This window comes from Corynebacterium marinum DSM 44953 (assembly GCF_000835165.1).
Classification (GTDB): domain Bacteria; phylum Actinomycetota; class Actinomycetes; order Mycobacteriales; family Mycobacteriaceae; genus Corynebacterium; species Corynebacterium marinum.
Genome location: NZ_CP007790.1, coordinates 1,630,086 through 1,651,504, shown reverse-complemented (window position 1 = coordinate 1,651,504; position 21,419 = coordinate 1,630,086). Strand labels below are relative to the sequence as shown.

Genomic DNA, 21,419 nt, shown 5'->3' with positions numbered 1-21,419 from the left:
TACCCTTTTTTCCGTGCACCTGAAATCGCTGACGCTCAAGGGATTCAAGTCCTTCGCTTCTGCGACGACCCTCAAATTTGAACCGGGTATCTGCGCCGTCGTCGGCCCGAACGGTTCGGGAAAATCCAACGTCGTGGACGCTCTCGCCTGGGTGATGGGCGAACAGGGCGCCAAGACCCTGCGCGGCGGGAAGATGCAGGACGTCATCTTCGCCGGCGCGGGCGACCGCAAGCCGCTCGGCCGCGCCGAGGTGACCCTCACGATCGACAACTCCGACGGCGCCCTGCCCATCGACTACAGCGAGGTCTCCATCACCCGCCGGATGTTCCGCGACGGCGCCAGCGAATACGAGATCAACGGAGCGAAGGCCCGGCTCATGGACATCCAGGAGCTGCTGTCGGACTCCGGCATCGGGCGGGAGATGCACGTCATCGTCGGGCAGGGGCGGCTCGCGCAGATTCTGGAGGCACGCCCGGAGGAGCGCCGCGCCTTCATCGAGGAGGCGGCGGGTGTGCTCAAGCACCGGCGCCGGAAAGAAAAGGCCCAGCGCAAACTCGTCGGGATGCAGGCCAACCTCGACCGCCTGAACGACCTGACACAGGAACTGGGCAGGCAGCTGAAACCGCTGGCCAGGCAGGCGGAGGCGGCACAGCGGGCCGCCACCGTCCAGGCGACGCTCCGGGACGCCCGGCTCCGCCTCGCCGGCGACCGGGTGCACCGGCTCCGCCTGGAGTTCGACGACGCAGACCGGCGCGCCCGGCTGTTGGCGGAACAGGTAGACGAGGTCACCGGGGCACTGGAGGAGGCGGCTGCTGAACAGCTCGCCCTGGAGTCCCAGGTCGAGGAGCTCGCCCCGCAGGCGGAGGCGGCGCAGCAGCTGTGGTTCACGCTCTCGACTCTGGCGGAACGGGTCTCCGCGACCTCCCGGATTGCGGCGGAGCGCGCCGCCAACGCCCACGTCGTGGCCTACACGGGGCAGGATCCGGATGCGCTGGAACGGCGTGCGGAGGAGGCGGAGGCCGAGTACGCCGGACTCAACGAGACCGTGGAGATCGCCCGGGAACGCCTGGAGTCGATCCGCGACGAGGTCTTCGAGCGGGAGGAGGCGCGCCGGGAAGCTGAGGCCGAGCACATGGCGCAGGTGCGTGCCCTCGCGGACCGTCGGGAAGGGGTGGTGCGGTTGATCGCCGCGGAGGAGTCCCTGGCGGGTCAGGTCACGGCCGCGGAGGAAGAGATCGCCAGGCAGACGGAGACCCTCGCCGAGACTCTGGCACGCACGACCTCGGCGCGGCGGGACGCGGAGGCCGCTGCGGAGAAGATCCGGGCGCTGGCGGGGGAGCGCGGCCCGCTCGACGACGCCCACGTCCGGGCGGCCAGCGAAGCCGGCGCGGCGGAAAAGCGGCTCGACCAGTTGCGGGACCGGCAGCGGGAACGGGAGCGGGCGGTGTATTCGCTGCAGTCGAGGATCGACACCCTGCGCCAGAACGTGCCGGTCGCCGACGTGGATCTGGGTTGGCCGACCCTCGCGGGGCTCCTGCGCACAGAGCAGGGCCGGGCGGTGTCGGCGGCGCTCGGGGCGCACGCTGATGCGCTGGTGGGGGCGGTGGACGAGGGGGTCGTCGAGAAGCTCTGCCGGGCCTCCCGCACCGTCGTCTTCGACGAATCCGAGGGTGGTGAGCCGTGGCGGCTCAACGCTGATCTGCCATCCGGGGCGGGCTGGCTGCTCGACCACATCGACGCCGACGAACGCGTCCGGGTGCCGCTCAACCGGCTGCTGGCCGACGTCGTGCTGGCCGCCGATCCGGCCGTCGCCCGTGCCACGGTGGAGGCCGATCCCCGCCTGCGCGCGGTCACCCCGGAGGGCGTGCTCTACGGCGAGCGGTGGGTTCAGGCAGGTTCCGGGGTGGTGTCGCCGGTGGAGGTCGGCACGCAGATCGCCGCGGCGGAGACGGAGCTGGCTGAGGCCCGCGTCGTCCTCGACGAACTCTCCGGCACCCTCGAGGGCGCCCGGATCGCCGCAGACGAGGCGCGTGTCGACGCCGCCGCGAAGAAGGCCGCCCTGCGCGACCACGACCAGTCCCTCGCCGCCTGGGAACGCGACCTCGCGCGGCTGAACAGGCAGTACGAGGCGAACAAGAGTGAGCACCAGCGCGCCGCGGAGCGGGCCACCGTCGCCGACGCCCGCCTGGCCGGCCTCCGAGGGCAGCTCAACGAGGCCCGTGACCGGCTCGCCCGCGTCGAGGACGACCAGGCGACCGAGGAACCCTCCACCCTCGCCCGCGACGAGGCGTCCACCGCGCTCGCCCAGGTCAAGGCGATGGAGCTGGAGGCGATCCTCGCGTTGCGCACCGCCGAGGAGCGTGCGGAGCAGGCCTCCGGGCGGAGTGTGGCGCTGCGCCGCCAGGCTGCCCACGAACGCCGGGCGAAGGCCAGCCACGATGAGGCGATGAGGAGGCGCCGGCACTCGGCCGAGGTGGCCGCGGCGGTGGAGAAGGGGGCGCTGGACGTGGCGGCCCGCGTGGCCGGCGCCACGGAGCGGGCGGCACTCGAGCGCGACGGGCTGGTCCGGCGCCGCGCCGAGGTCGGCTCGCGCCTGGCGCGCGCGAAGGACCGGGTCAACGCCACCCGCGTCCAGCTGAATCGGCTCACCGACAACGCCCATGCCGGCGACATAGCGCGAACCCAGGCGCGGGTGCGTATCGACGAGGCCGAGGCCAAGATCGTCGAGCAGCTCGGCCTGGCCGTCTCCGACCTCCTGGCGGAGTACACCCCCGGCGGGGATTTCGACCGCGCGGCGGAGGAGCAGCGGCTAGCCCGGGCGGAGAAGGACCTCCGCGCCCTGGGCAAGGTCAACCCGCTGGCACTGGAGGAGTTCCGGGCGTTGGAGGAGCGTTACGAGTTCCTGTCCACCCAGCTCGACGACGTCGTCCAGGCGCGCAAGGACCTCACCGGTGTCATCGAGGAGGTCGACGCCCGGATCCTCCAGCTGTTCACCGACGCCTGGCTCGATGTCGAGGAGCAGTTCCCGGCGGTGTTCGCCACCCTGTTTCCGGGCGGCGAGGGCAGACTGGTGCTCACCGAACCCGACGACATGCTGCTGACCGGCATCGAGGTCGAGGCGCGTCCGCCCGGGAAACGGGTCAAGCGGCTGTCGCTGCTCTCGGGCGGCGAGAAGTCCCTGACGGCGCTGGCGATGCTCGTGGCCATCTTCAAGGCGCGGCCCAGCCCCTTCTATGTCATGGACGAGGTCGAGGCGGCCCTCGACGACGTCAACCTGCGCCGCCTCATCGCGTTGTTCCAGGAACTCCGGAAGGACTCGCAGCTCATCGTCATCACGCACCAGAAGCCGACGATGGATGTGGCCAACGTCCTCTACGGCGTGACCATGCGTGGCGACGGGGTCACCCGAGTCATCTCCCAGCGCATGCAGCCCGCCGGGTAGGATGATCCCTTCACCAGCCACCACTTGTACAGGGGACACCACCACCAGATGAGCACGCCATTCGCCGATCTCCAGGATTCTCTGCTGCTCTGGGCCTCCCAGACCGAGCTCGACATAGCCGGCCGCCTGTCCGGTGCGGAGTGGTTCACCGACACCGCTCTCACCGCCGATGAACTTGAATCGATCGACCGTTTCTACGGCACCTTCCTGGCCCGGCAGATTTCCGCCGGCGCCGAACTGCCCGACCTGCTGGAGATCACGCCGGCGTTGGCCACGGCCACGCTGGTCTCGCACGCCTCTGTGAACACCGACCCCGCCCGCTTCTTCACCGATCACCTCGTCGGCCTCGGCCTGGAGGCCCGGGCGGAGTGGGCCGAGCTCCTCGAGGGGCAGGTCCCGGTTCTCCTCGGGCGGGTGGGACTGACCGTCCTCGACGCGCCCGCGGTCGATCTGCTGGCAGTCCATGCCGGCCTGCCCTGGGCGGAGGTGGGCACGCTGCTGGAGCTCCTCGACCGCACCGGGGGCGGGGACGTCGCCGCGCTGCTTCTCGACGGCTCCTGGGCCTGGCCCGACATGGAGGACGAGACGCTCGACATCACCGCGGCCGTCGCCGAGCTCGCCCCCGGCCGGTTCGCCGCCCTCCTCGACGGCATCAACGAACTGCGCGCCTTCGCGCTCGAGCACCCCACCTCCTGGCCCGACCGCGTGCTGCCGGACTCCCTGCCGGCCCTGGTCGCCGAGCCCGTCATAGCCGAGCTTCGGGAACGGCCCGTGGGGATGCTGGACCGCGCCTCCGCCGTCGGTGTGGCCACCCGCGAGCTGCGCCCGCGCCTGATTTTCGACGCCCGCCGCGCCAAGGTCTGCCTGCGCCTGCCCCAGCAGCGCGTGCGCGACGAACTGGGCGAGGTCTCCTGGCGGGTCAACGTCGAGGGAACCACCCGGATCTTCCGCACCGGCCGCCCGTGGGGTGAACCGACCTGGTCGGAGGCGCTCGACATCACCGTCGAGCGGCAGATCAGGGAGGCCACCGTCCAGGACGTCTCCAACGGAATCACCTGGACGACCCCGGTCGTCGAGACCGCAGACCCGGTCCTCATCTTCGCCGCCAACGGCCAGAACCTCACCGCGGTCTCCACCCTGCACCACCGCGAGGTGTGGGTGCTCGTCCCCGCCGACGCGACCATCACCGACACCGCCGCCGGCCAGGAACTCCCCGTTCTCGAGGAACTGGAGGTGGAGGGCTGGACCTCGTGGATCGCCCGCCGCCTCGACCTCACCGAGGCCGCCAGCCTCCAGGTGACCCGGGACTCCCAGACCTCACGCCTGCGCAGCGTGGACCCGCGTCAGCGGGTCACTTTCCTGCACCCCTCCGAGCCGCTGGAGGACGTGCGGTCGCTGTCGGGGCTGCCGGTCTATCCGGGTGAGCTCATCGCCGACTTCCCGCCAACCCCCTCGGGCCGCGACGAAACCTGGCAGCTTTCCATCTCCGCCTACGCCCGCCCCGGCGCCGCCGGCGACGAGATCGCCCCGCCGGAGCCGCTCGAGATCCAGGCTGGGGGCGGCCAGTTCGCCATCTTCGACCCCGAGGACTACGACTCCCCCTGGGTGGGCGAGTATCTCGTGCGCGTGCGCGGCCCGCGCGGCGAGTCCTTCCGCCACCGCTACACCATCGTCGAGGGCATGGTCGCCCGTACGATCATCGACAACGACCGTTCCGTGCGCATCCCCGCCGTCTCCGGCCTCAGCGACGCGCAGCTCTACATCAACCACGGAGACAAGCCCTTCGCGGTCGACCCGCGCCGCGTCACCGTCGACGCTCATTCCGCGGGGGCTGATTTCGCCGTCGAGACGGACGAGGGGGACCGTCTGCCGCTGCGTTTCGTCCCGCCGCGCATGGCCTTCGAACTGCCCGTCCGCGAGGGCACGATGTGGCGCACCACCCGCCTGATCTGCACGCCGCGCGATCTGGACCCCGCCGGCGAGCTGCGTGTCCGCGTCGGCGGCGAGATGGGCCGGCCGCAGGTCCGCGTCCTCAACAACCACGGCACCCCGGTGCGCACCGTTCCGTTGAAGCAGACGGACCCGTTGACCTATTCCGCGCCCTTCCGCGCGCTGGCCACCTCCGCCGCGACGCTGCCCTCCGGCCGCGTCGAGCTCGAGTGGGTCGACTCGCGTGCCGACGAGCGCACCTCCGTCACCCTCGCCGAGCTGTCCACCCCGCACTGTGCGGGTGTGACCGTCCAGGACGGCGCGCTGGTCTTCGAGGACCTGGCGCAGCGGAGCCTCGGCGCCTGGGTCTGGCCGCTGACCGCTCCCTGGGCACCGGCGGTGACCCTGCCGGAGGTCGAGAAGTCGACGCCGTTGCCGGAGTCTCTCATCGACGCCGGCCCCCTCGCCGTCATCCTCCATTCCGTCGACCCCTTCACCACCCTGCGTGCCCCGCAGTACCCGGGTGAGCGCGCGCTGACTGCCGAGCAGCCCGGTTACTACACCGCCCAGAACAACGGACTGGAGTCGTTGTCGGCGTTCCTGGCCGGGGAGCGGGAAGAGGCGCCCACCGACCCGGAGATCATGCCGATCCTGTGGGAGCTGCTCGCCGAGACCGACGACCCCCGCAGCCGGTCGGCCGTCAGCGCCACCTTCGCGTCCGCGCCGAGCGCCGCCATCGCAGCGCTCGCGGACTCCCTCGTCCCGGCGGGCCTCCAGCCGGGGCGGGTCATCGCCTCCGGGCTGGCCACCGTCGCCTCCGGTCCGGGTGAGCCGGGCCGGGACACCGGCCACCGGGCCGCCTGGCTCGGCGCCCTCGAACTGCTCGCCGAGATCGCGGCCACCGAAGAGTCCGACCGCGTGGCACAGCGGGAGCTGCGCAACAGGCTCGCCGACGTCGCGGGCCGCGGAATCCTCAACACCCTCGACACCGGCCACGACTCCTCCCTGGACTCGGCCTGCATCGACCAGTCGACGGTGCTCATCGCCAAGATGGACGCAGCCCAGCAGGAGGCGCTGCTGGCGCACTTCTTCTCCAGCGCCGAGCTCGTCCCCGGTGCACTGTCCGACGATAATGCCCGGCTCCTCGCCGTCTTCGAGACCTTCCGCCGTCGCGAGGAACTCATCGATCTCCTCACTTCCGAGGACCTGATCAAGCCCGCCGTCAGTCTGCTGCGTGGTCTTCGCAGCGCCAACCGGGCGCTGTACTCCAACGCCCGCGTCCGCTTCGACAAGCTCGACGGAGTCAACACCGACGAGCGGGCGAACGCCTGGGCGTTGGCGCCGGTGGTGTCCCTGGTCTTCGCCCTGGCCGCGAGAATGCACGCGCACGGGCTGATGGGTAAGTCGAAGACCCTGGAGGCCGCCTCACGCGGATGGAGCCGGATGGCCGACATCGTCCCCGACCTCGTGAGCGGCGATCTCGTCTCCGCCGAGGCGATGGTCCTGGCGACGCAGCGGGGGGCCTGAGCCATTTCCTGATCTTTCCTGCACTTTCACGGCGACTCAGAGTGAGAAACGGCGCGTTTCCTGCCACTATGGACAATATGAACATGACCATGTGGATCATTCTCGCAATCGTCGTCATTCTGGTTCTGACGTTGATCGTTGTCGTCGTCGTCGGAAACCAGCGCAAGAAGGCGAAAACCGTCAGCTTCGAGAAGAAGGAACAGAAGGAGCTGACCCAGCAGGAGAAATCCGGCGATTACCAGGCCAAGGGTGGTTTCAACTTCGCTCCGGCGGCCCCTGCCGAGAAGAAGGAACCGGTCCTCCGGCCGGGCCAGGTGCTCGGTGCGGAAGCGGCGGCAGCGTCGACCCCGCCCGAGGCTCCGAAGGTAGAGGCCCCGGAGGCTCAGGCACCGAAGGTGGAGACTCCGAAGGTGGAGACCTTTAAGGCAGAGACGCCGAAGGCAGAGACGCCGAAGGTGGAAGAGCCCAAGGCGGAGACTCCGAAGGTAGAAGCCCCGAAGGTTCAGACGCCGAAGGTGGAAGAGCCCACGAAGGTAGAGGCCCCGAAGGTAGAAGAGCCCAAGGCGGAAGCCCCCGTTGACTCCCCGGTGGAGGAGAAGGACCCGGGCGCCTACATCACCTATGACGCTGTCCACCCGGAGACTTCGCAGCAGGTGGTGACCGGGGAGCCTGCGGGAGAAGAGGCTTACGTCACCTACGAGTCCCACCATGAGGACGAGCAGGACCCCGTGCACGAGACGGACCGGCTCGCGGGTGCGGGCGCTGCGGTCACCGGCGGTGCCGGGGGAGCGGTCATTGCCGGTGCAGCTGCGGCCTCCGGTGACAGCGATGAACCTGAAACCCCGGAGACTGTGACCCCGGTTGAGCCGGAGACTGTCGAAGAGGTCGAGGTCGTCGAGGAGGCGGAAGAGGCTGCGGAGGTCGCGCAGGTCACCGTCGACTCGGCCGTCGAGGCGCTGGAGACCACGCCGGTCCCGGACACCACGCCGGCTCCCGCCCCGGCGCCGACGGACGACATCGATCCGGCCGCCGGCCGTATCGGTCGTCTGCGCGGTCGACTCTCGCGCTCCCAGAACGCGATCGGCCAGGGCGTGCTGGGAATTCTCTCGGCGGGCGACCTGGATGAGGACGCCTGGGAGGAGATCGAGGACACCCTCCTCATGGCCGACCTCGGCACCAAGGTGACGATGAACGTGGTCGATTCGCTGCGGGAGAAGATCGCCGCACGGGGTGTGGCCAGCGAGGACGAGGCGCGCGTACTGCTGCGGGAGGCCCTCATCGAGTCCTGCCACCCGGAGATGGACCGCTCCATCCGGGCGATGCCCTTCGAAGGCAAGCCCGCCGTGATCCTGGTCGTCGGTGTCAACGGCACCGGCAAGACCACGACGACGGGCAAGCTGGCGCGCGTGCTCGTCTCCATGGGGCACAAGGTGCTGCTGGGCGCGGCCGACACGTTCCGTGCGGCGGCTGCCGACCAGCTGGAGACCTGGGGTCGTCGAGTGGGTGCCGCGACCGTGCGCGGAGCGGAGGGGGCGGATCCGGCCTCGGTGGCTTTCGACGCCGTCGCGCGGGGCGTGGAGGAGCAGGCGGACGTCGTGCTCATCGACACCGCCGGCCGTCTGCACACCGCCACCGGCCTCATGGATCAGCTGGGCAAGGTGAAGCGGGTCGTGGAGAAGAAGACCGCGGTGGATGAGGTCATCCTGGTTCTCGACGCCACCGTCGGGCAGAACGGTCTGACCCAGGCGCGGGTGTTCCGCGAGGTCGTGGACATCACCGGCATCGCTCTGACCAAGCTGGACGGCACCGCCAAGGGCGGCATCGTCTTCCAGGTGCAGGAGGAGCTGGGTGTGCCGGTCAAGCTCGTGGGACTGGGCGAGGGCGCGGACGATCTCGCCCCTTTCGAGGTGGAGGGCTTCGTGGACGCGCTGCTCGGCTAGGGATTCCGAACCCGTGAATCGGGGCATCACCCAACCAGGTCTGCTCATGCAGGCGGGGTTGGGTGATGTCGTTTTTCCGGGGTGAATCGTCGGGGGCAACCGCCCGAAAAAGTTACCTGTCGTACTATCGAAACGGTTTCGGTCAGTCTATAGTTACTCACGTGCCCGATAACCTGTCGGGCAACAGGTAATGAAAGGCGGGAATCCATGAACGCATACGAAACCGCGGCGGCCTCGGGCAACGCGGGGTGGATGCTCATCTCGGCTTCGCTGGTCCTGCTCATGACGCCGGCGCTCGCGCTCTTCTACGGCGGAATGTCGGGCCGCCGGAGCGCGCTCAACATGATGATGATGTCCTTCGGCACGCTCGGAGTTGTGACGGTGGTCTACATCCTCTGGGGCTGGTCGATGTCCTACGGGAGCAGGTCCATCGGCGGGATCTTCGCCGACCCCACCGAGTTCTTCGGCCTGCGCAACTCGGTGGTCGACTCCGCGGGCGACTACCTCGCGGGGGCGGGCGGCTACGCCAACGTCATCGACGTCTCGTTCCAACTCACCTTCGCGGTCATCTCCACCGCCATCATCTCCGGCGCGCTGGCCGGCCGCGTGAAATTCGGCACCTGGCTGCTGTTCGCCGGGCTGTGGTCCACCTTCGTCTACTTCCCGCTCGCCCACATGGTGTGGGGCGGGGGACTGCTCTCCCACGCGGAGAACGGCCTCGCCGCGTGGATGTTCGGCACCACCGACGGGGAAGCCGCCGTGGCACCCATCGACTTCGCGGGCGGCACCGTCGTCCACATCTCCGCGGGCACGGCGGCCCTGGTGCTCGCAATGATGGTGGGCAAGCGCTTCGACTTCCTCACCACCCCGCAGCGGCCGCACAACCTGCCCTTCGTCATGCTCGGCGCGGCGCTGCTGTGGTTCGGCTGGTTCGGCTTCAACGGCGGCTCCGCCTTCGCTGCCGACGGTCTGGCGGGTCTGGCCTGGTTGAACACGACCGCCGCGACGGCGGCTGCGATGCTGGGCTGGGTGGGCGTCGAGAAGCTCCGCGACGGCCGGCCGACCTCCCTCGGCGCCGCCTCCGGCGTGGTGGCCGGGCTGGTCTCCATCACCCCGGCGGCCGGCGCACTGACCCCCGTCACCTCGTTGGCGCTCGGCGCCGTCGGCGGTGTCCTCGCCTGCCTCGGCGTGGGGCTGAAGTACCGCTTCGGCTACGACGACTCCCTCGACGTCGTGGGCGTCCACCTCGTCGCCGGCCTGTGGGGCACCATCGGGCTCGCTTTCTTCGCCGGCGGCGGGCAGACCCTCCGGCTGCTGGTCGTCCAGGTCGTCATCGCCCTGTTCGCGATGGTGTACGCGGGCCTCATCACCGCCGTCCTGGGACTGGCGCTCAAGTTCACCCTGGGCTGGCGCATCGAGCCGGAATCCGAGTTCGAGGGAATCGACATCCATGAGCACCGCGAGACCGCCTACGACGAGGCCGGCGGTGAGCAGCGCGCCGTGACCGCCCGGGTAGGATCGGTCCAGAATCAGACGAGGCCTGTCCAGGCCGAGCAGCCCGCAGAAATGAGGAGTAACCGATGAAACTCGTGACCGCAGTTGTCAAACCCTTCACCCTCAACGACATCCGCGAAGCGCTCGAATCCATGGACGTCGGCGGCATGACCGTCACCGAGGCGCAGGGTTACGGCCAGCAGCGCGGCCACAGCGAGGTCTACCGCGGCGCGGAGTACGCCACCGACTTCGTGCCCAAGGTCAAGATCGAGATCCTCGTCGCGGACGAGCAGCTCTCCGACGTCATCGACGCCGTCACCCGCTCCGCCTACACCGGCAAGATGGGCGACGGGAAAGTCTGGGTCACCCCGGTCGAGCACGTCGTCCGAGTCCGCACCGGCGACCGTGACGACGCCGCCCTCTGACCCCTCCACCCTGCGTTCCGGCGCCGTCGCCCGGACCCGCGAGCTGCTGGCCGGTCTGACGGTGCCGGAAGGGTGCGCGCTGGCGGCCACCGGCTCACTCGCGCGGGGCGACATGACCCCGCACTCCGACCTCGACCTCCTCCTGCTCCACCCGGAGGGGGTGGAGCCCGAGCTCACGGACTTCTGGTACCCCGTCTGGGACTCCGCCTTCCGGGTGGACCACGCAGTGCGGACCCTGACCGAGTGCGTCGACATGATCAGCGCAGACTCGACCGCCGCGCTCGCGCTGCTCGAGATGTCGCACCTGGCAGGCGACGCCGAACTCACGGCCCGCACCCGCGCCGCCGTGCTCACCCGGTGGCGCACCGAGATCCACCGCAACTTCAACGCCCTCGCCGACACCGCGATCGCCCGGTGGCGGCGTTTCGGCTCGGTGGTCGCGATGACGCACCCGGACCTGAAGAACGGCCGCGGCGGCCTCCGCGATCTGGACCTCATCCGCGCCCTCGCGCTGGCCAACCTCTGCGACGAGCCCCCGCTCACCGAGGAACGTGCCCTGCTGCTCGACGTCCGCACCCTGCTGCACACCCACGCCCGACGGCGCCGCGACGTGCTGGACCCCGAATTCGCCGAGGACATCGCCACGGAACTGGGCCTGACCGACCGCCACGAGCTCTCCGCCCGCCTGGCCGACGCCGCCCGGCGTATCGACGCCGCCGTCACCGCCGCCCTCGCCACCGCCCGCGCCGCGCTCGTCCCCCGTACCCGCGGCCAGCGCCGCCCCCTCGACGTCGACGTGGTGGACCACGACGGGGAGATCACCCTCTCCCGCCGCCCGGACCTCAGCGACCCGGCGCTGCTGCTGCGCGTGGCCGCGGCCGCCGCCCGCACGGGTCTCCCCGTCTCCCCGCACACCTGGCAGCGGCTCGGAGAGCTGCCCGAGCTCCCGGAGATCCTCACCGCGGCGGCCGCCGAGGACTTTTTCGCGCTGCTCTCCTCGCCGCTGCACACCGCGGAGGTGGTCAACGAACTCGACCGGCACGGCCTCTGGGTCCGGCTGGTCCCCGAGTGGGAGCGCATCCGCGGCCGCATGCCGAGGGAGCGCACCCACATCCACACCATCGACCAGCACAGCCTGGTCACCGTCGCCAACTGCGCGGCCGTGGGAGTGTCCGTCGCCCGCCCGGACCTCCTGCTGCTGGGCGCACTGTTCCACGACATCGGCAAGGGGAAGGGGCGCCCACACGAGCAGGTCGGCGCCGAGTATGTCGCCCGCATGGCCCGCCGCCTGGACCTCAACCTGCCGGACCGCTCACGGGTGCAGACGCTCGTGGCCGAGCACACCACCATCGCGCGGCTGGCCTCGCGTTTCGACCCCGTCGCCGACGACACCCTCGACCTGCTCCTCGACGCCGTCCACTACGACCGCGACACCCTCGACCTGCTCGAGGTCCTCACCGAGGCGGATGCCCGGGCCACCGGCCCCGGTGTGTGGAACGCCCGGCTCGAGGCGGGGCTGCGCACCCTGGTCGGTCGGGCGCGCCGGGCCCTGGTCCTGGCGGCTCCGCTCCGCCCCCTCGTGCACGCGCCCGCCGGGATCGGTCTGCGCGCCAACCCGGAGGAGGACACCGTGACTGTGTCCTGGCGGGGCACCGACCCGCAACCGGTGCTCGCCCTCATCGCCGCGAAGGCCTGGAAGATCACGGCCGCCCGGATCGCGGTGGCGGAAGAACTCCACGCGGAGTTCGACGCCCGGCCCACCGTCCAGACCCTCGCCGAGGCGGCCGATGAGCCGGCCTTCGTCCAGGCTTTCAAATCCGGTGTCCACACGGAGCTTCCCCTTATCCCGCCCGCGCCGACCTTGACCACCTGGCGGGGACAGGTGCTCGAGGTGCGGACCGTCGACCGTATCGGGGCATTGGGCGCGCTCATCGCGGTCCTGCCGCCCGTCAGCTGGTTGTCGGTGACCACCCCGGGCGCCACGATGATCGCCCAGGCGGCCTTCACCGGGCCGGTCGACCGGCGGAAGGTGGGCGGGGATGTGACCCGTGTCCTCGGGACGGGCTAGCATGGGGGAGTTAAAACGTCGATAGCAGGGAGAGTGTCCTAGTGTTTGAGTCTCTTTCAGACCGTCTCACCGGTGCCCTCACCGGGCTGCGCGGGAAAGGCAAGCTGACCGAGGCCGACATCAGCGCCACGGCCAGGGAAATCCGGCTCGCCCTCCTCGAGGCCGATGTCTCCCTGCCGGTCGTCCGGGGGTTCATCAAACGGATCAAGGAACGCGCCGCCGGCGCCGAGGTCTCGGAGGCGCTGAACCCTGCCCAGCAGGTGGTCAAGATCGTCAACGAGGAGCTCGTCCAGATCCTCGGCGGCGAGACCCGCCGCCTCCAGCTGGCGAAGACCCCGCCGACCGTCATCATGCTCGCCGGTCTCCAGGGCGCTGGCAAAACCACCCTGGCGGGCAAGCTGGCCAAGCACCTGACCAAGCAGGGCCACACGCCGATGCTGGTCGCCTGCGACCTGCAGCGCCCGGGCGCGGTCCAGCAGCTGCAGATCGTCGGCGAGCGCGCCGGCGTCCCCACCTTCGCCCCCGACCCGGGAACCTCCCTCGACTCCCACTCCCACGAGATGGGCACCTCCCACGGCGATCCGGTCGCCGTGGCGCAGGCCGGCATCGAGGAGGCCAGGCGCACCCAGCACGACGTGGTCATCGTCGACACCGCCGGCCGCCTCGGCATCGACGAGACGCTGATGACGCAGGCGCGCAACATCCGCGACGCCGTCAACCCCGACGAGGTCCTCTTCGTCATCGACGCCATGATCGGCCAGGATGCGGTCAACACCGCGGAGGCCTTCCGCGACGGCGTCGACTTCACGGGTGTCGTCCTGACCAAGCTCGACGGCGATGCCCGCGGCGGCGCCGCGCTGTCGATCCGCGAGGTCACCGGCAAGCCCATCATGTTCGCCTCCACCGGCGAGAAGCTCGAGGACTTCGACGTCTTCCACCCTGAGCGCATGGCCAGCCGCATCCTCGGCATGGGCGACGTACTCAGCCTCATCGAGCAGGCCGAACAGGTCCTCGACCACCAGAAGGCGGAGGAGACCGCCGCCAAGATGACCTCCGGCGAGCTCACGCTCGAGGACTTCCTCGACCAGATGCTCATGATCCGCCGGATGGGCCCGCTCGGCAACATCCTCAAGATGCTGCCCGGCGGCAAGCAGATGAACGACATGGCGGACATGGTCGACGAGAAGCAGCTCGACCGCGTCCAGGCCATCATCCGCGGCATGACCCCGTCCGAGCGCAACGACCCCAAGATCCTCAACGCGTCGCGCCGCAAGCGCATCGCGGCCGGTTCCGGCGTCACCGTCACCGACGTCAACCAGCTCGTCGAGCGTTTCTTCGAGGCCAAGAAGATGATGGGCAAGATGGCCGGCCAGATGGGAATGCCGGGCGGCGGTCTGCAGCGCTCGGCCACCAAGAAGAAGCCCAAGGGGCGCAAGGGCAAGGGCGGCAAGCGTAAGCCGATGCGTCAGATGCCGGGCGGAATGCCGGGAATGCCGCCGGGGATGCCGGACATGGCGCAGCTGCAGCAGCAGCTGGGCGCCGCCGGGGGCATGCCCAACCTCCCGGGGATGCCGAATCTGCCCAAGGGCATGGAGAACATCGACCTGGACAATCTGGACTTCGGTAAGGGCGGCAAGAAATAGCCCGTTCTTTGTTACGGGACCTTCCGGGTTTAATCTGGGGGGTATGACTCGCAGCCCCATGGTCCGCCAGGTCCGCCACGACCTCAACGTCAAGCCGTTCATCGCCATCTGGGAGGTCACCCGCGCCTGCCAGCTGATCTGCCGGCACTGCCGGGCCGACGCCCAGCATGAGCCGGCGCCCGGCCAGTTGAGCACCGGGGAGGGCTTCGCGCTCCTGGACTCGCTGGCCAGCTACGAGCACCCGCGGCCCCTGGTGGTGCTCACCGGGGGAGACCCCTTCGAGCGCGGCGACCTGGCGGAACTCACCCGCTACGGCACGGATCTCGGGCTCAACATCTCCCTGTCCCCCTCGGTGACGCCGCGCCTGACCCGCGAAAAGCTCGAGGACATGCGCGCCGCGGGCGGTTCGGCGCTGTCGCTCTCCCTGGACGGTGCGGAAGCCGCCACCCACGACCACTTCCGCGGCTTCGCCGGCACCTTCGACCAGACGGTCAGGATGGCGCAGGTGGTCACGGACGTCGGTTTCCGCCTGCAGATCAACTCGACGCTGACCGCCGGCAACGTCCGTGAGGCCCCGGCCATGCTGGCCCGCGTCATCGACCTGGGGGCGAGGCTGTGGAGCGTCTTCTTCCTCGTGCCCACCGGCCGCGGCGCCGGGCTGGGCGCGTTGAGCGCGGACGAACGCGAGGACGTCCTCCACTGGCTCCACGACGTGTCCGACCGGGTGGCCGTCAAGACCACCGAGGCACCCCAGTACCGCCGCGTGGTGCTGCAGCGGGCGCAGGGGCAGGCCTACGAGGGCGGGGAGCTGTACCGCTACCTCACCTCAGAAACCGCCCTGCTGCTCGGGGACCGTCCGGCCAACCCCCGCCAGCCCCGCCCGCCGATGGCGGTCAACGCGGGCAGCGGTTTCGTGTTCATCGACCACCTGGGGGACGTCTACCCGAACGGTTTCCTGCCGTTGCGCTGCGGCAACGTCAAGGACTCGCCCCTGCCGGAGATCTATTCGGACTCCCCGGTGTTCCGCTCCCTGCGGGACCCGTCGACGTGGAAGGGGAAGTGCTCGGTCTGCGAGTTCGCCGCGGTCTGTGGCGGTTCCCGGTCCACGGCGTACGCCGTCACGGGCGACCCGCTGGCCTCCGATCCGACCTGCTCCTACGTTCCCGATGCTCGGCGATTTCCGGAAAGAGCCGGCCAGCCCGTATAGTTTTGGGCGTTCCTGCGTAGCACCGTCACCGACCACGGTCGGCCGGCAATGTCACACGCAGGTGAAACCCAAGGGTTGAACCGGTCCGTCGAATCCCTGACGGATGTCTGTACTACCCAGTGACTTAAAGGAGCCACCATGGCTGTCAAGATCAAGCTGCAGCGTCTCGGCAAGATCCGTACCCCGCACTACCGCGTCGTCATCGCTGACGCACGCACCCGCCGCGACGGCAAGGTCATCGAGAACATCGGCATCTACGAGCCGAAGCAGGACCCGTCCATCATCAAGATCAACTCCGAGCGCGCACAGTACTGGCTGGGAGTCGGCGCCCAGCCGACCGAGTCCGTCCTGGCACTGCTCAAGGTGACCGGCGACTGGCAGAAGTACAAGGGCATCGAGGGCGCCGAGGGCACCCTGCGCGTGGCCGAGGAGAAGCCGTCCAAGATCGACCTGTTCAACCAGGCTCTGGCCGAGGCCAACGAGGGCCCGTCCGTCGAGGCCGTCACCGAGAAGAAGCGCAAGGCCAAGGAAGAGGCCGAGGCCAAGGCTGCTGCTGAGAAGGCCGCCGCCGAGAAGGAGGCCGCTGACAAGGCTGCCGCCGAGGCCAAGGCCGCCGAGGAGGCTCCCGCTGAGGAGGCTTCCGAGGAAGCTGCCGAGTAATTCACTCGAGTGCTCAACCCCGCCCATCGGGCGGGGTTTTCGCCGTTTTCAGGGCGAAAGAGTGGGGGAGCAGGTCGGCGAAATCCACCTCGACGGCGCCGTCCGGCCCCGCCACGACGACGCGCCGGCACCCGAACTCGGCGAGCACCTGGCGGCAGGCGCCGCACGGCCAGCACGGGTCCGTCGACCCGGTCACCGCGATGGTGTCGATCTCCCGGTGGCCGGCGGCGACCATGGTGGTCACGGCATTGCGCTCGGCGCAGATGGTCTCCCCGAAGGAGGCGTTCTCCACGTTGCAGCCGGTGAACACCTCGCCGGTGGTGGTGCGCAGTGCCGCGCCGACCTGAAAACCGCTGTAGGGGGCGTAGGCGTGGGCGGCGGCGGTGCGGGCGGCGTCGAGAAGCATCGGGTCTCCTTGGGGCGGGGTCTCCGACTCTAGACAGAATCGGCTAGAACTGGAGGGTATGACTCTCACGCGCGCACGGCTCGCCCAGTACATCGACCACACCCTGCTCACACCGGAGGCCACGCCCGCCGACGTGGCGGAGCTCATCGGGGAGGCCGCCGGGCTCGGGGTGTACTCGGTGTGCGTTTCCCCGTCCAGGCTGCCGGTCGCAGCCCCGGCGGGCCTGAAGGTGGCCACCGTGTGCGGTTTCCCCTCCGGTGCCCACCACAGCCACATCAAGGCGGCCGAGGCCGCGCTGGCCGTGAGCACCGGGGCGGACGAGGTGGACATGGTGATCAACCTCTCCTTCGCCCTGGAGCACGAGTTCGAGGCGGTGGAATCCGACATCCGCGCGGTGCGCGACGCCGTCCCGCACGCTGTGCTCAAAGTCATCCTGGAGACGGCGGTGCTCTCCGACGAGCAGATCACCCGCTGCTGCCGGGCCGCCGAACGGGCGGGGGCGGACTTCGTCAAGACCTCCACCGGTTTCCACCCGGCCGGCGGCGCCACGGTGCACGCCGTGGAGGTCATGCACGCAGCCGTCGGCGGCCGCCTGGGCATCAAGGCCTCCGGCGGCATCCGCGACACCGCGACCGCGCTGGCGATGATCGGGGCCGGCGCGACCCGCCTGGGCTGCTCCGCCTCGGCGGCGGTGCTCGCCGGGTTGGAATGAACCCCGCGGAGTGGGCCGCGCACGACCCGGACCCGGTGACCCGCGCGGAGGTGCTGCGCTGGATCGCTGAACGTTCGCCGAAACTGGCCGAACGCTTCGCCGGGCCCCTGTCCTTCGGCACCGCCGGGCTGCGCGGGCCGGTTGGGGGAGGGCAGACGGCGATGAACGCCGCCACCGTCACCCGCACCACCGCCGGTCTGGCCGCCTGGCTGGGGCCCGGCACCCGCGTCGTGGTCGGCTGCGACGCGCGCCACGGTTCAGCGATGTTCCGCCAGGTCACCGCCGAGGTGCTCTCCGCCGCCGGCGTGGAGGTTCTCCTGCTCCCGCCGCAGCTGCCCACCCCGGTCACCGCCTTCGCGGTGCGGCACCTGCAGGCCGACGCCGGCGTCATGGTCACCGCCTCCCACAACCCGGCGGCCGACAACGGATACAAGGTCTACGACCGCACCGGTACCCAGATCATCCCGCCGGCGGACGCGGAGATAGCCGCCGCGATCGACGCCGCCGGCTGGGCCGACGAGGTGCCGCGCTCCACCGGGCGCATCCGGGAGGTCGACGTGCTCGAGGACTATCTCGCCCGGGCGGTCCCGCTTGTCGACGCCCCCTCCTCCCCGCCGCACGTCGTCGTCACCGCCTTGCACGGGGTGGGCGGCGGAGTCCTGCTCGAGGCCTTGCGGCGGGCCGGCTTCGACCGGGTCACCCCGGTGGCCGAGCAGCATGACCCGGACCCGGATTTCCCCACCGTGGACTTTCCCAACCCGGAGGAACCCGGAACACTCGACCTGGCCTGCGCCACGGCGGACAGGGTCGGTGCCGGGCTCATCCTGGCGCTGGACCCGGACGCCGACCGCTGCGCGGTGGCCGTCCCCGACGCCGGTGGGTGGCGGCAGCTGACCGGCGACGAGGTGGGCGCGCTGCTGGGCTGGGACATCGCCTCGCGGGCGGAGGGCGGCGTGCTGGCCTGCTCGATCGTCTCCTCCCGCCTGCTGGGCAGGATCGCCGCGCACCACGGACTGGGCTTTGAGACGACCCTGACGGGTTTCAAGTGGATTGCCCGGGTCCCGGGCCTGATCTACGGCTACGAGGAGGCCCTCGGCTACTGCACCGACCCCGAATTCGTCGGCGACAAGGACGGGATCACCGCCTGCCTGCGGGTGGCGGAGCTGGCGTCCCGGGTCGACCTGCTCGATCTCCTCGGGCAACTCGGTGAACGCTTCGGCCACTACCTGACCCGGCAGGTCTCCTTCCGCACGGCGGATCCGGCCGCGGCGTTGGCGCAGCTGGAGGGTTTCACGGAGCTGCCGGGCACACCCGGGCGCATCCTCCGCACGCCGGAGGGGGACCGCGTCATTGTGCGGCCGTCCGGCACCGAGCCGAAGCTCAAGTGCTACCTGGAGGCGGTAGCCCCGACCCGGAAGGAGGCCGAGGAGCGGCTCGGTCGCCTGCTCAGATACGTGCCAACGGCAGGGCCAGCTCCATCATCTGCGTGAAAGCGGTCTCGCGTTCCGCGGCGGAGGTGGCCCGGCCGGTGACGATGTTGTCGGAGACGGTGAACACCCCCAGGGCGTCGACCCCCGCGTCGGCGGCCACGGCGTAGAGGCCCGCGGACTCCATCTCCACGCCGAGCACGCCCATGCCGGCCCAGCGCGCGCCCGCGGTATCGTCGGCGTTGTAGAAGACGTCCGAGGAGAGGATGTTGCCCACGTGGACGGCCACGTCCCGCGCGGCGGCCTCGTCGGTGAAGGCCTTGAGCAGCTTCCACGAGGCGATCGGCGCAAAGGTCCCCGGCAGGTTGTACTGGGAGAGGAAACGCGAATCGGTGCACGCGCCCTGGGCGACGATGATCTCGTAGAGGTCCAGCTCCGGCTGCAGCGCGCCGCAGGACCCCACCCGCACCAGCTTCTCCGCCCCGAAGACGTGGATCAGCTCGTGGGCGTACAGGGAGATCGACGGGATGCCCATGCCGGAACCCATCACCGAGACCTCGTGGCCCTGCCAGGTCCCGGTGAAGCCGAGCATGTTGCGCACCGCGTTGAACTGGACGACGTCGTCGAGGTAAGTCTCCGCGATGAATTTCGCCCGCAGCGGGTCGCCGGGCATGAGCACCGTCGTGGCGATCGGCGCGCCCGCAGGGTTGATGTGCGGGGTATCAGGCATGTCTTTCTCCCGTCAGCATGGTCAGCAGCAGAACATTCTTTTCCGGGGCGTCCGCCGGGCAGTCGACGCGGTGGGTGACCTTCTCCCGCAGGTGCACCACCACGCCGGGGGTCAGCCGCACCGTCTCGTCCCCGCAGGTGAAGTCGAGCGCCCCCTCGACGCACTGCACCGTGATGGGGTGCGCGGAACGGTGGTCGGGCAGGTCCTGGCCCGGGGCGAAGGTGAAGGTGATCACGTTGGCCCCGTCGCCCTGCAGCAGACGGGCGACCGCCGGCCGCGGGCGGGAAGGGTCGGGGACAGGGGCGGCGTCGGTGAGAGGTAGGACGGTCATGGCCCCGGAGCGGTCGTTCATGGCCCCGAGCGTACCGACTAGCATGATGGGCGTGAATGAGAACACCCAGGACCGAGTTCAGATCGGGCGCGTGATCAAGCCCCACGGCGTGCGCGGCGAAGTCGTCGTCGACGCCACCACCGACGACCCCGAGGGGCGCTTCGCGGCCGGCACCGTCCTGGAGGGCAGGCAGACCGGCAAGAAGCTGAGCCTGACGGTGAAGACGATGCGCCCCCACCAGGGGCGGCTGCTGATCACCTTCGAGGAGATCCCGGGCCGCACCGAGGCGGATTCCCTGCGCGGCGTGCGTTTCTTCGCCGAGCCCGTCGTCGACGAGGAGGACGACGCCTACTACGACCACGAGCTCATCGGGCTGCGCGTCCTCAACGTCGGGGCGGTCTCCGAGGAGGAGGCCACCGCCCGCGCCTACGAGGGCGCGCTGCCGGAACCGGAGGACATCGGCGAGGTCTCCTCGGTCATCCGCGGCCCGGTCCACCGCCTCCTGGAGATCACTCTCGACGCCGGCGGGGAGACCGCCGTCCCCTTCGTCCACGCCCTCGTCCCCATCGTGGACCTGGACAACGGGGCCATCGTCATCACCCCGCCGGAAGGGCTGCTCGAGCTGTGAGACACCTGCGCCTGGATGTGGTCACCATCTTCCCCGAGTACCTCGAACCCCTGCGCCACGCGCTGCTGGGCAAGGCCATCGAGCAGGGCATCCTGTCCGTCGGTGTCCACGACCTGCGCGGCTGGGCCACGGACGTGCACAAGTCCGTCGACGACACCCCCTACGGCGGCGGCCCCGGCATGGTGATGAAGCCGGAGGTCTGGGGGCCCGCGCTCGACGACGTCGCCGCCGGCACCGCCCCGGGCCAGGAACTGACCACCTCGCTGCCGCACGTGGACAAGCCTCGCCACGACGATCTGGCGGGCGTCGACGGCGGGGCGGCGGAGTCCGGCGAGGATCCGGATCTCCCGCTGCTTCTCGTGCCCACCCCGGCCGGAACACCCTTCACCCAGGCCGACGCGCAGGAGTGGGCGAAGGAGGAGCACATCGTCTTCGCGTGCGGACGCTACGAGGGCATCGACCAGCGGGTGGTGGCAGACGCCGCCAACCGCTACCGGGTGCGCGAGGTCTCCATCGGCGACTACGTCCTCATCGGCGGGGAGGTCGCCGTGCTGGTGATCGCCGAGGCCATCGTCCGCCTCATCCCCGGGGTGCTGGGCAACCGCCGCAGCCACGAGGAGGACAGCTTCTCCGACGGGCTGCTGGAGGGCCCGAGCTACACCAAGCCGCGCTCCTGGCGCGGACTCGACGTCCCCGAGGTGCTGTTCTCCGGCAACCACGCGAAGGTGGACCGGTGGCGGCGCGACCAGGCGCTGCTGCGCACGCAGGCTGTGCGACCCGAGCTGCTCGACACGGCCGTCCTCGACGCCGCCGACCGGAAGGTCCTCGGTCGGGAGTAGTACCGTGGTGC

General features: G+C 70.2%; 16 protein-coding genes. 13 read left to right on the top strand and 3 right to left on the bottom strand.

Translation table 11 applies throughout. From position 1 onward, the window contains the following. Nucleotides 1–13 precede the first annotated feature (13 nt). From smc to rpsP, 9 genes are all read left to right on the top strand, one after another. Complete coding sequence (smc, locus tag B840_RS07895) at nucleotides 14–3,442, top strand: chromosome segregation protein SMC (RefSeq protein WP_042621697.1); 3,429 nt, start codon at nucleotides 14–16, stop codon at nucleotides 3,440–3,442. 48 nt (nucleotides 3,443–3,490) lie between these two features. Further along, nucleotides 3,491–6,898 (top strand): hypothetical protein, encoded by a 3,408-nt coding sequence (locus B840_RS07890; protein WP_042621696.1) that lies wholly within the window; start codon nucleotides 3,491–3,493, stop codon nucleotides 6,896–6,898. Between the two features lie 77 nt (nucleotides 6,899–6,975). After that, nucleotides 6,976–8,838: a signal recognition particle-docking protein FtsY gene (gene ftsY, locus B840_RS07885; RefSeq protein ID WP_042621695.1), complete on the top strand. Its 1,863-nt coding sequence runs from the start codon at nucleotides 6,976–6,978 to the stop codon at nucleotides 8,836–8,838. Between the two features lie 207 nt (nucleotides 8,839–9,045). Beyond that, nucleotides 9,046–10,422 carry an ammonium transporter gene (locus tag B840_RS07880; protein WP_084602871.1) on the top strand — a complete coding sequence of 459 codons (1,377 nt, stop codon included), beginning with the start codon at nucleotides 9,046–9,048 and terminating at the stop codon, nucleotides 10,420–10,422. Next, on the top strand, nucleotides 10,419–10,757 hold the full coding sequence (locus B840_RS07875) for a P-II family nitrogen regulator (protein ID WP_042621694.1): 339 nt from the start codon (nucleotides 10,419–10,421) through the stop codon (nucleotides 10,755–10,757). Before B840_RS07880 ends, B840_RS07875 begins: the two co-directional genes overlap by 4 nt. Beyond that, entirely contained in the window at nucleotides 10,738–12,825 is a 2,088-nt protein-coding gene (locus B840_RS07870; protein ID WP_052491129.1) for a [protein-PII] uridylyltransferase, read from the top strand. The genes B840_RS07875 and B840_RS07870 overlap by 20 nt, the downstream gene beginning before the upstream one ends. A gap of 41 nt (nucleotides 12,826–12,866) precedes the next feature. Beyond that, complete coding sequence (gene ffh, locus B840_RS07865) at nucleotides 12,867–14,468, top strand: signal recognition particle protein (RefSeq protein ID WP_042621693.1); 1,602 nt, start codon at nucleotides 12,867–12,869, stop codon at nucleotides 14,466–14,468. A gap of 43 nt (nucleotides 14,469–14,511) precedes the next feature. Beyond that, nucleotides 14,512–15,675 carry a TIGR04053 family radical SAM/SPASM domain-containing protein gene (locus tag B840_RS07860; protein WP_042621692.1) on the top strand — a complete coding sequence of 388 codons (1,164 nt, stop codon included), beginning with the start codon at nucleotides 14,512–14,514 and terminating at the stop codon, nucleotides 15,673–15,675. 138 nt (nucleotides 15,676–15,813) lie between these two features. After that, nucleotides 15,814–16,335: a 30S ribosomal protein S16 gene (gene rpsP, locus B840_RS07855; protein ID WP_042621691.1), complete on the top strand. Its 522-nt coding sequence runs from the start codon at nucleotides 15,814–15,816 to the stop codon at nucleotides 16,333–16,335. Between the two features lie 13 nt (nucleotides 16,336–16,348). Here the strand turns inward: rpsP and B840_RS07850 are convergent, their stop codons facing one another. Further along, complete coding sequence (locus B840_RS07850; protein ID WP_042621690.1) at nucleotides 16,349–16,741, bottom strand: cytidine deaminase; 393 nt, start codon at nucleotides 16,739–16,741, stop codon at nucleotides 16,349–16,351. A 58-nt stretch (nucleotides 16,742–16,799) separates the two neighbouring features. On the opposite strand from B840_RS07850, the gene deoC reads away from it, so the two are divergent. Beyond that, nucleotides 16,800–17,453: a deoxyribose-phosphate aldolase gene (deoC, locus tag B840_RS07845; protein WP_042621689.1), complete on the top strand. Its 654-nt coding sequence runs from the start codon at nucleotides 16,800–16,802 to the stop codon at nucleotides 17,451–17,453. After that, the gene (locus B840_RS07840; RefSeq protein WP_042621688.1) at nucleotides 17,450–18,943 is read left to right on the top strand and encodes a phospho-sugar mutase; all 1,494 of its coding nucleotides are present in this window, start codon (nucleotides 17,450–17,452) and stop codon (nucleotides 18,941–18,943) included. The genes deoC and B840_RS07840 overlap by 4 nt, the downstream gene beginning before the upstream one ends. Here the strand turns inward: B840_RS07840 and deoD are convergent. Together deoD and B840_RS07830 are read right to left on the bottom strand one after the other, a co-directional pair. Beyond that, nucleotides 18,900–19,610, bottom strand: a complete 711-nt coding sequence (deoD, locus tag B840_RS07835) for a purine-nucleoside phosphorylase (RefSeq protein ID WP_042621687.1) — start codon at nucleotides 19,608–19,610, stop codon at nucleotides 18,900–18,902. The genes B840_RS07840 and deoD overlap by 44 nt on opposite strands. Continuing rightward, nucleotides 19,603–19,941 (bottom strand): cupin domain-containing protein, encoded by a 339-nt coding sequence (locus B840_RS07830; protein WP_042622623.1) that lies wholly within the window; start codon nucleotides 19,939–19,941, stop codon nucleotides 19,603–19,605. Before B840_RS07830 ends, deoD begins: the two co-directional genes overlap by 8 nt. Before the next feature lie 46 nt (nucleotides 19,942–19,987). Here B840_RS07830 and rimM point away from each other — a divergent pair, with 46 nt between their 5' ends. Together rimM and trmD are read left to right on the top strand one after the other, a co-directional pair. Then, nucleotides 19,988–20,569, top strand: a complete 582-nt coding sequence (gene rimM / locus B840_RS07825; protein WP_042622622.1) for a ribosome maturation factor RimM — start codon at nucleotides 19,988–19,990, stop codon at nucleotides 20,567–20,569. Nucleotides 20,570–20,574: 5 nt separating this feature from the next. Then, a complete protein-coding gene (trmD, locus tag B840_RS07820; protein ID WP_042622621.1) occupies nucleotides 20,575–21,408 on the top strand; it encodes a tRNA (guanosine(37)-N1)-methyltransferase TrmD in 834 nt (277 codons plus the stop codon). Nucleotides 21,409–21,419: the final 11 nt, after the last annotated feature.

What these genes read in the sequence shown, in the direction of transcription:
- B840_RS07890 (WP_042621696.1), top strand. Translation starts at nt 3,491, where the DNA reads ATGAGCACGCCATTCGCCGATCTCCAGGATTCTCTGCTGCTCTGGGCC.
- ftsY (WP_042621695.1), top strand. Translation starts at nt 6,976, where the DNA reads ATGAACATGACCATGTGGATCATTCTCGCAATCGTCGTCATTCTGGTT.
- B840_RS07880 (WP_084602871.1), top strand. Translation starts at nt 9,046, where the DNA reads ATGAACGCATACGAAACCGCGGCGGCCTCGGGCAACGCGGGGTGGATG.
- B840_RS07875 (WP_042621694.1), top strand. Translation starts at nt 10,419, where the DNA reads ATGAAACTCGTGACCGCAGTTGTCAAACCCTTCACCCTCAACGACATC.
- B840_RS07860 (WP_042621692.1), top strand. Translation starts at nt 14,512, where the DNA reads ATGACTCGCAGCCCCATGGTCCGCCAGGTCCGCCACGACCTCAACGTC.
- rpsP (WP_042621691.1), top strand. Translation starts at nt 15,814, where the DNA reads ATGGCTGTCAAGATCAAGCTGCAGCGTCTCGGCAAGATCCGTACCCCG.
- B840_RS07850 (WP_042621690.1), bottom strand. Translation starts at nt 16,741, where the DNA reads ATGCTTCTCGACGCCGCCCGCACCGCCGCCGCCCACGCCTACGCCCCC.
- deoC (WP_042621689.1), top strand. Translation starts at nt 16,800, where the DNA reads ATGACTCTCACGCGCGCACGGCTCGCCCAGTACATCGACCACACCCTG.
- B840_RS07840 (WP_042621688.1), top strand. Translation starts at nt 17,450, where the DNA reads ATGAACCCCGCGGAGTGGGCCGCGCACGACCCGGACCCGGTGACCCGC.
- deoD (WP_042621687.1), bottom strand. Translation starts at nt 19,610, where the DNA reads ATGCCTGATACCCCGCACATCAACCCTGCGGGCGCGCCGATCGCCACG.
- B840_RS07830 (WP_042622623.1), bottom strand. Translation starts at nt 19,941, where the DNA reads ATGACCGTCCTACCTCTCACCGACGCCGCCCCTGTCCCCGACCCTTCC.
- rimM (WP_042622622.1), top strand. Translation starts at nt 19,988, where the DNA reads ATGGGCGTGAATGAGAACACCCAGGACCGAGTTCAGATCGGGCGCGTG.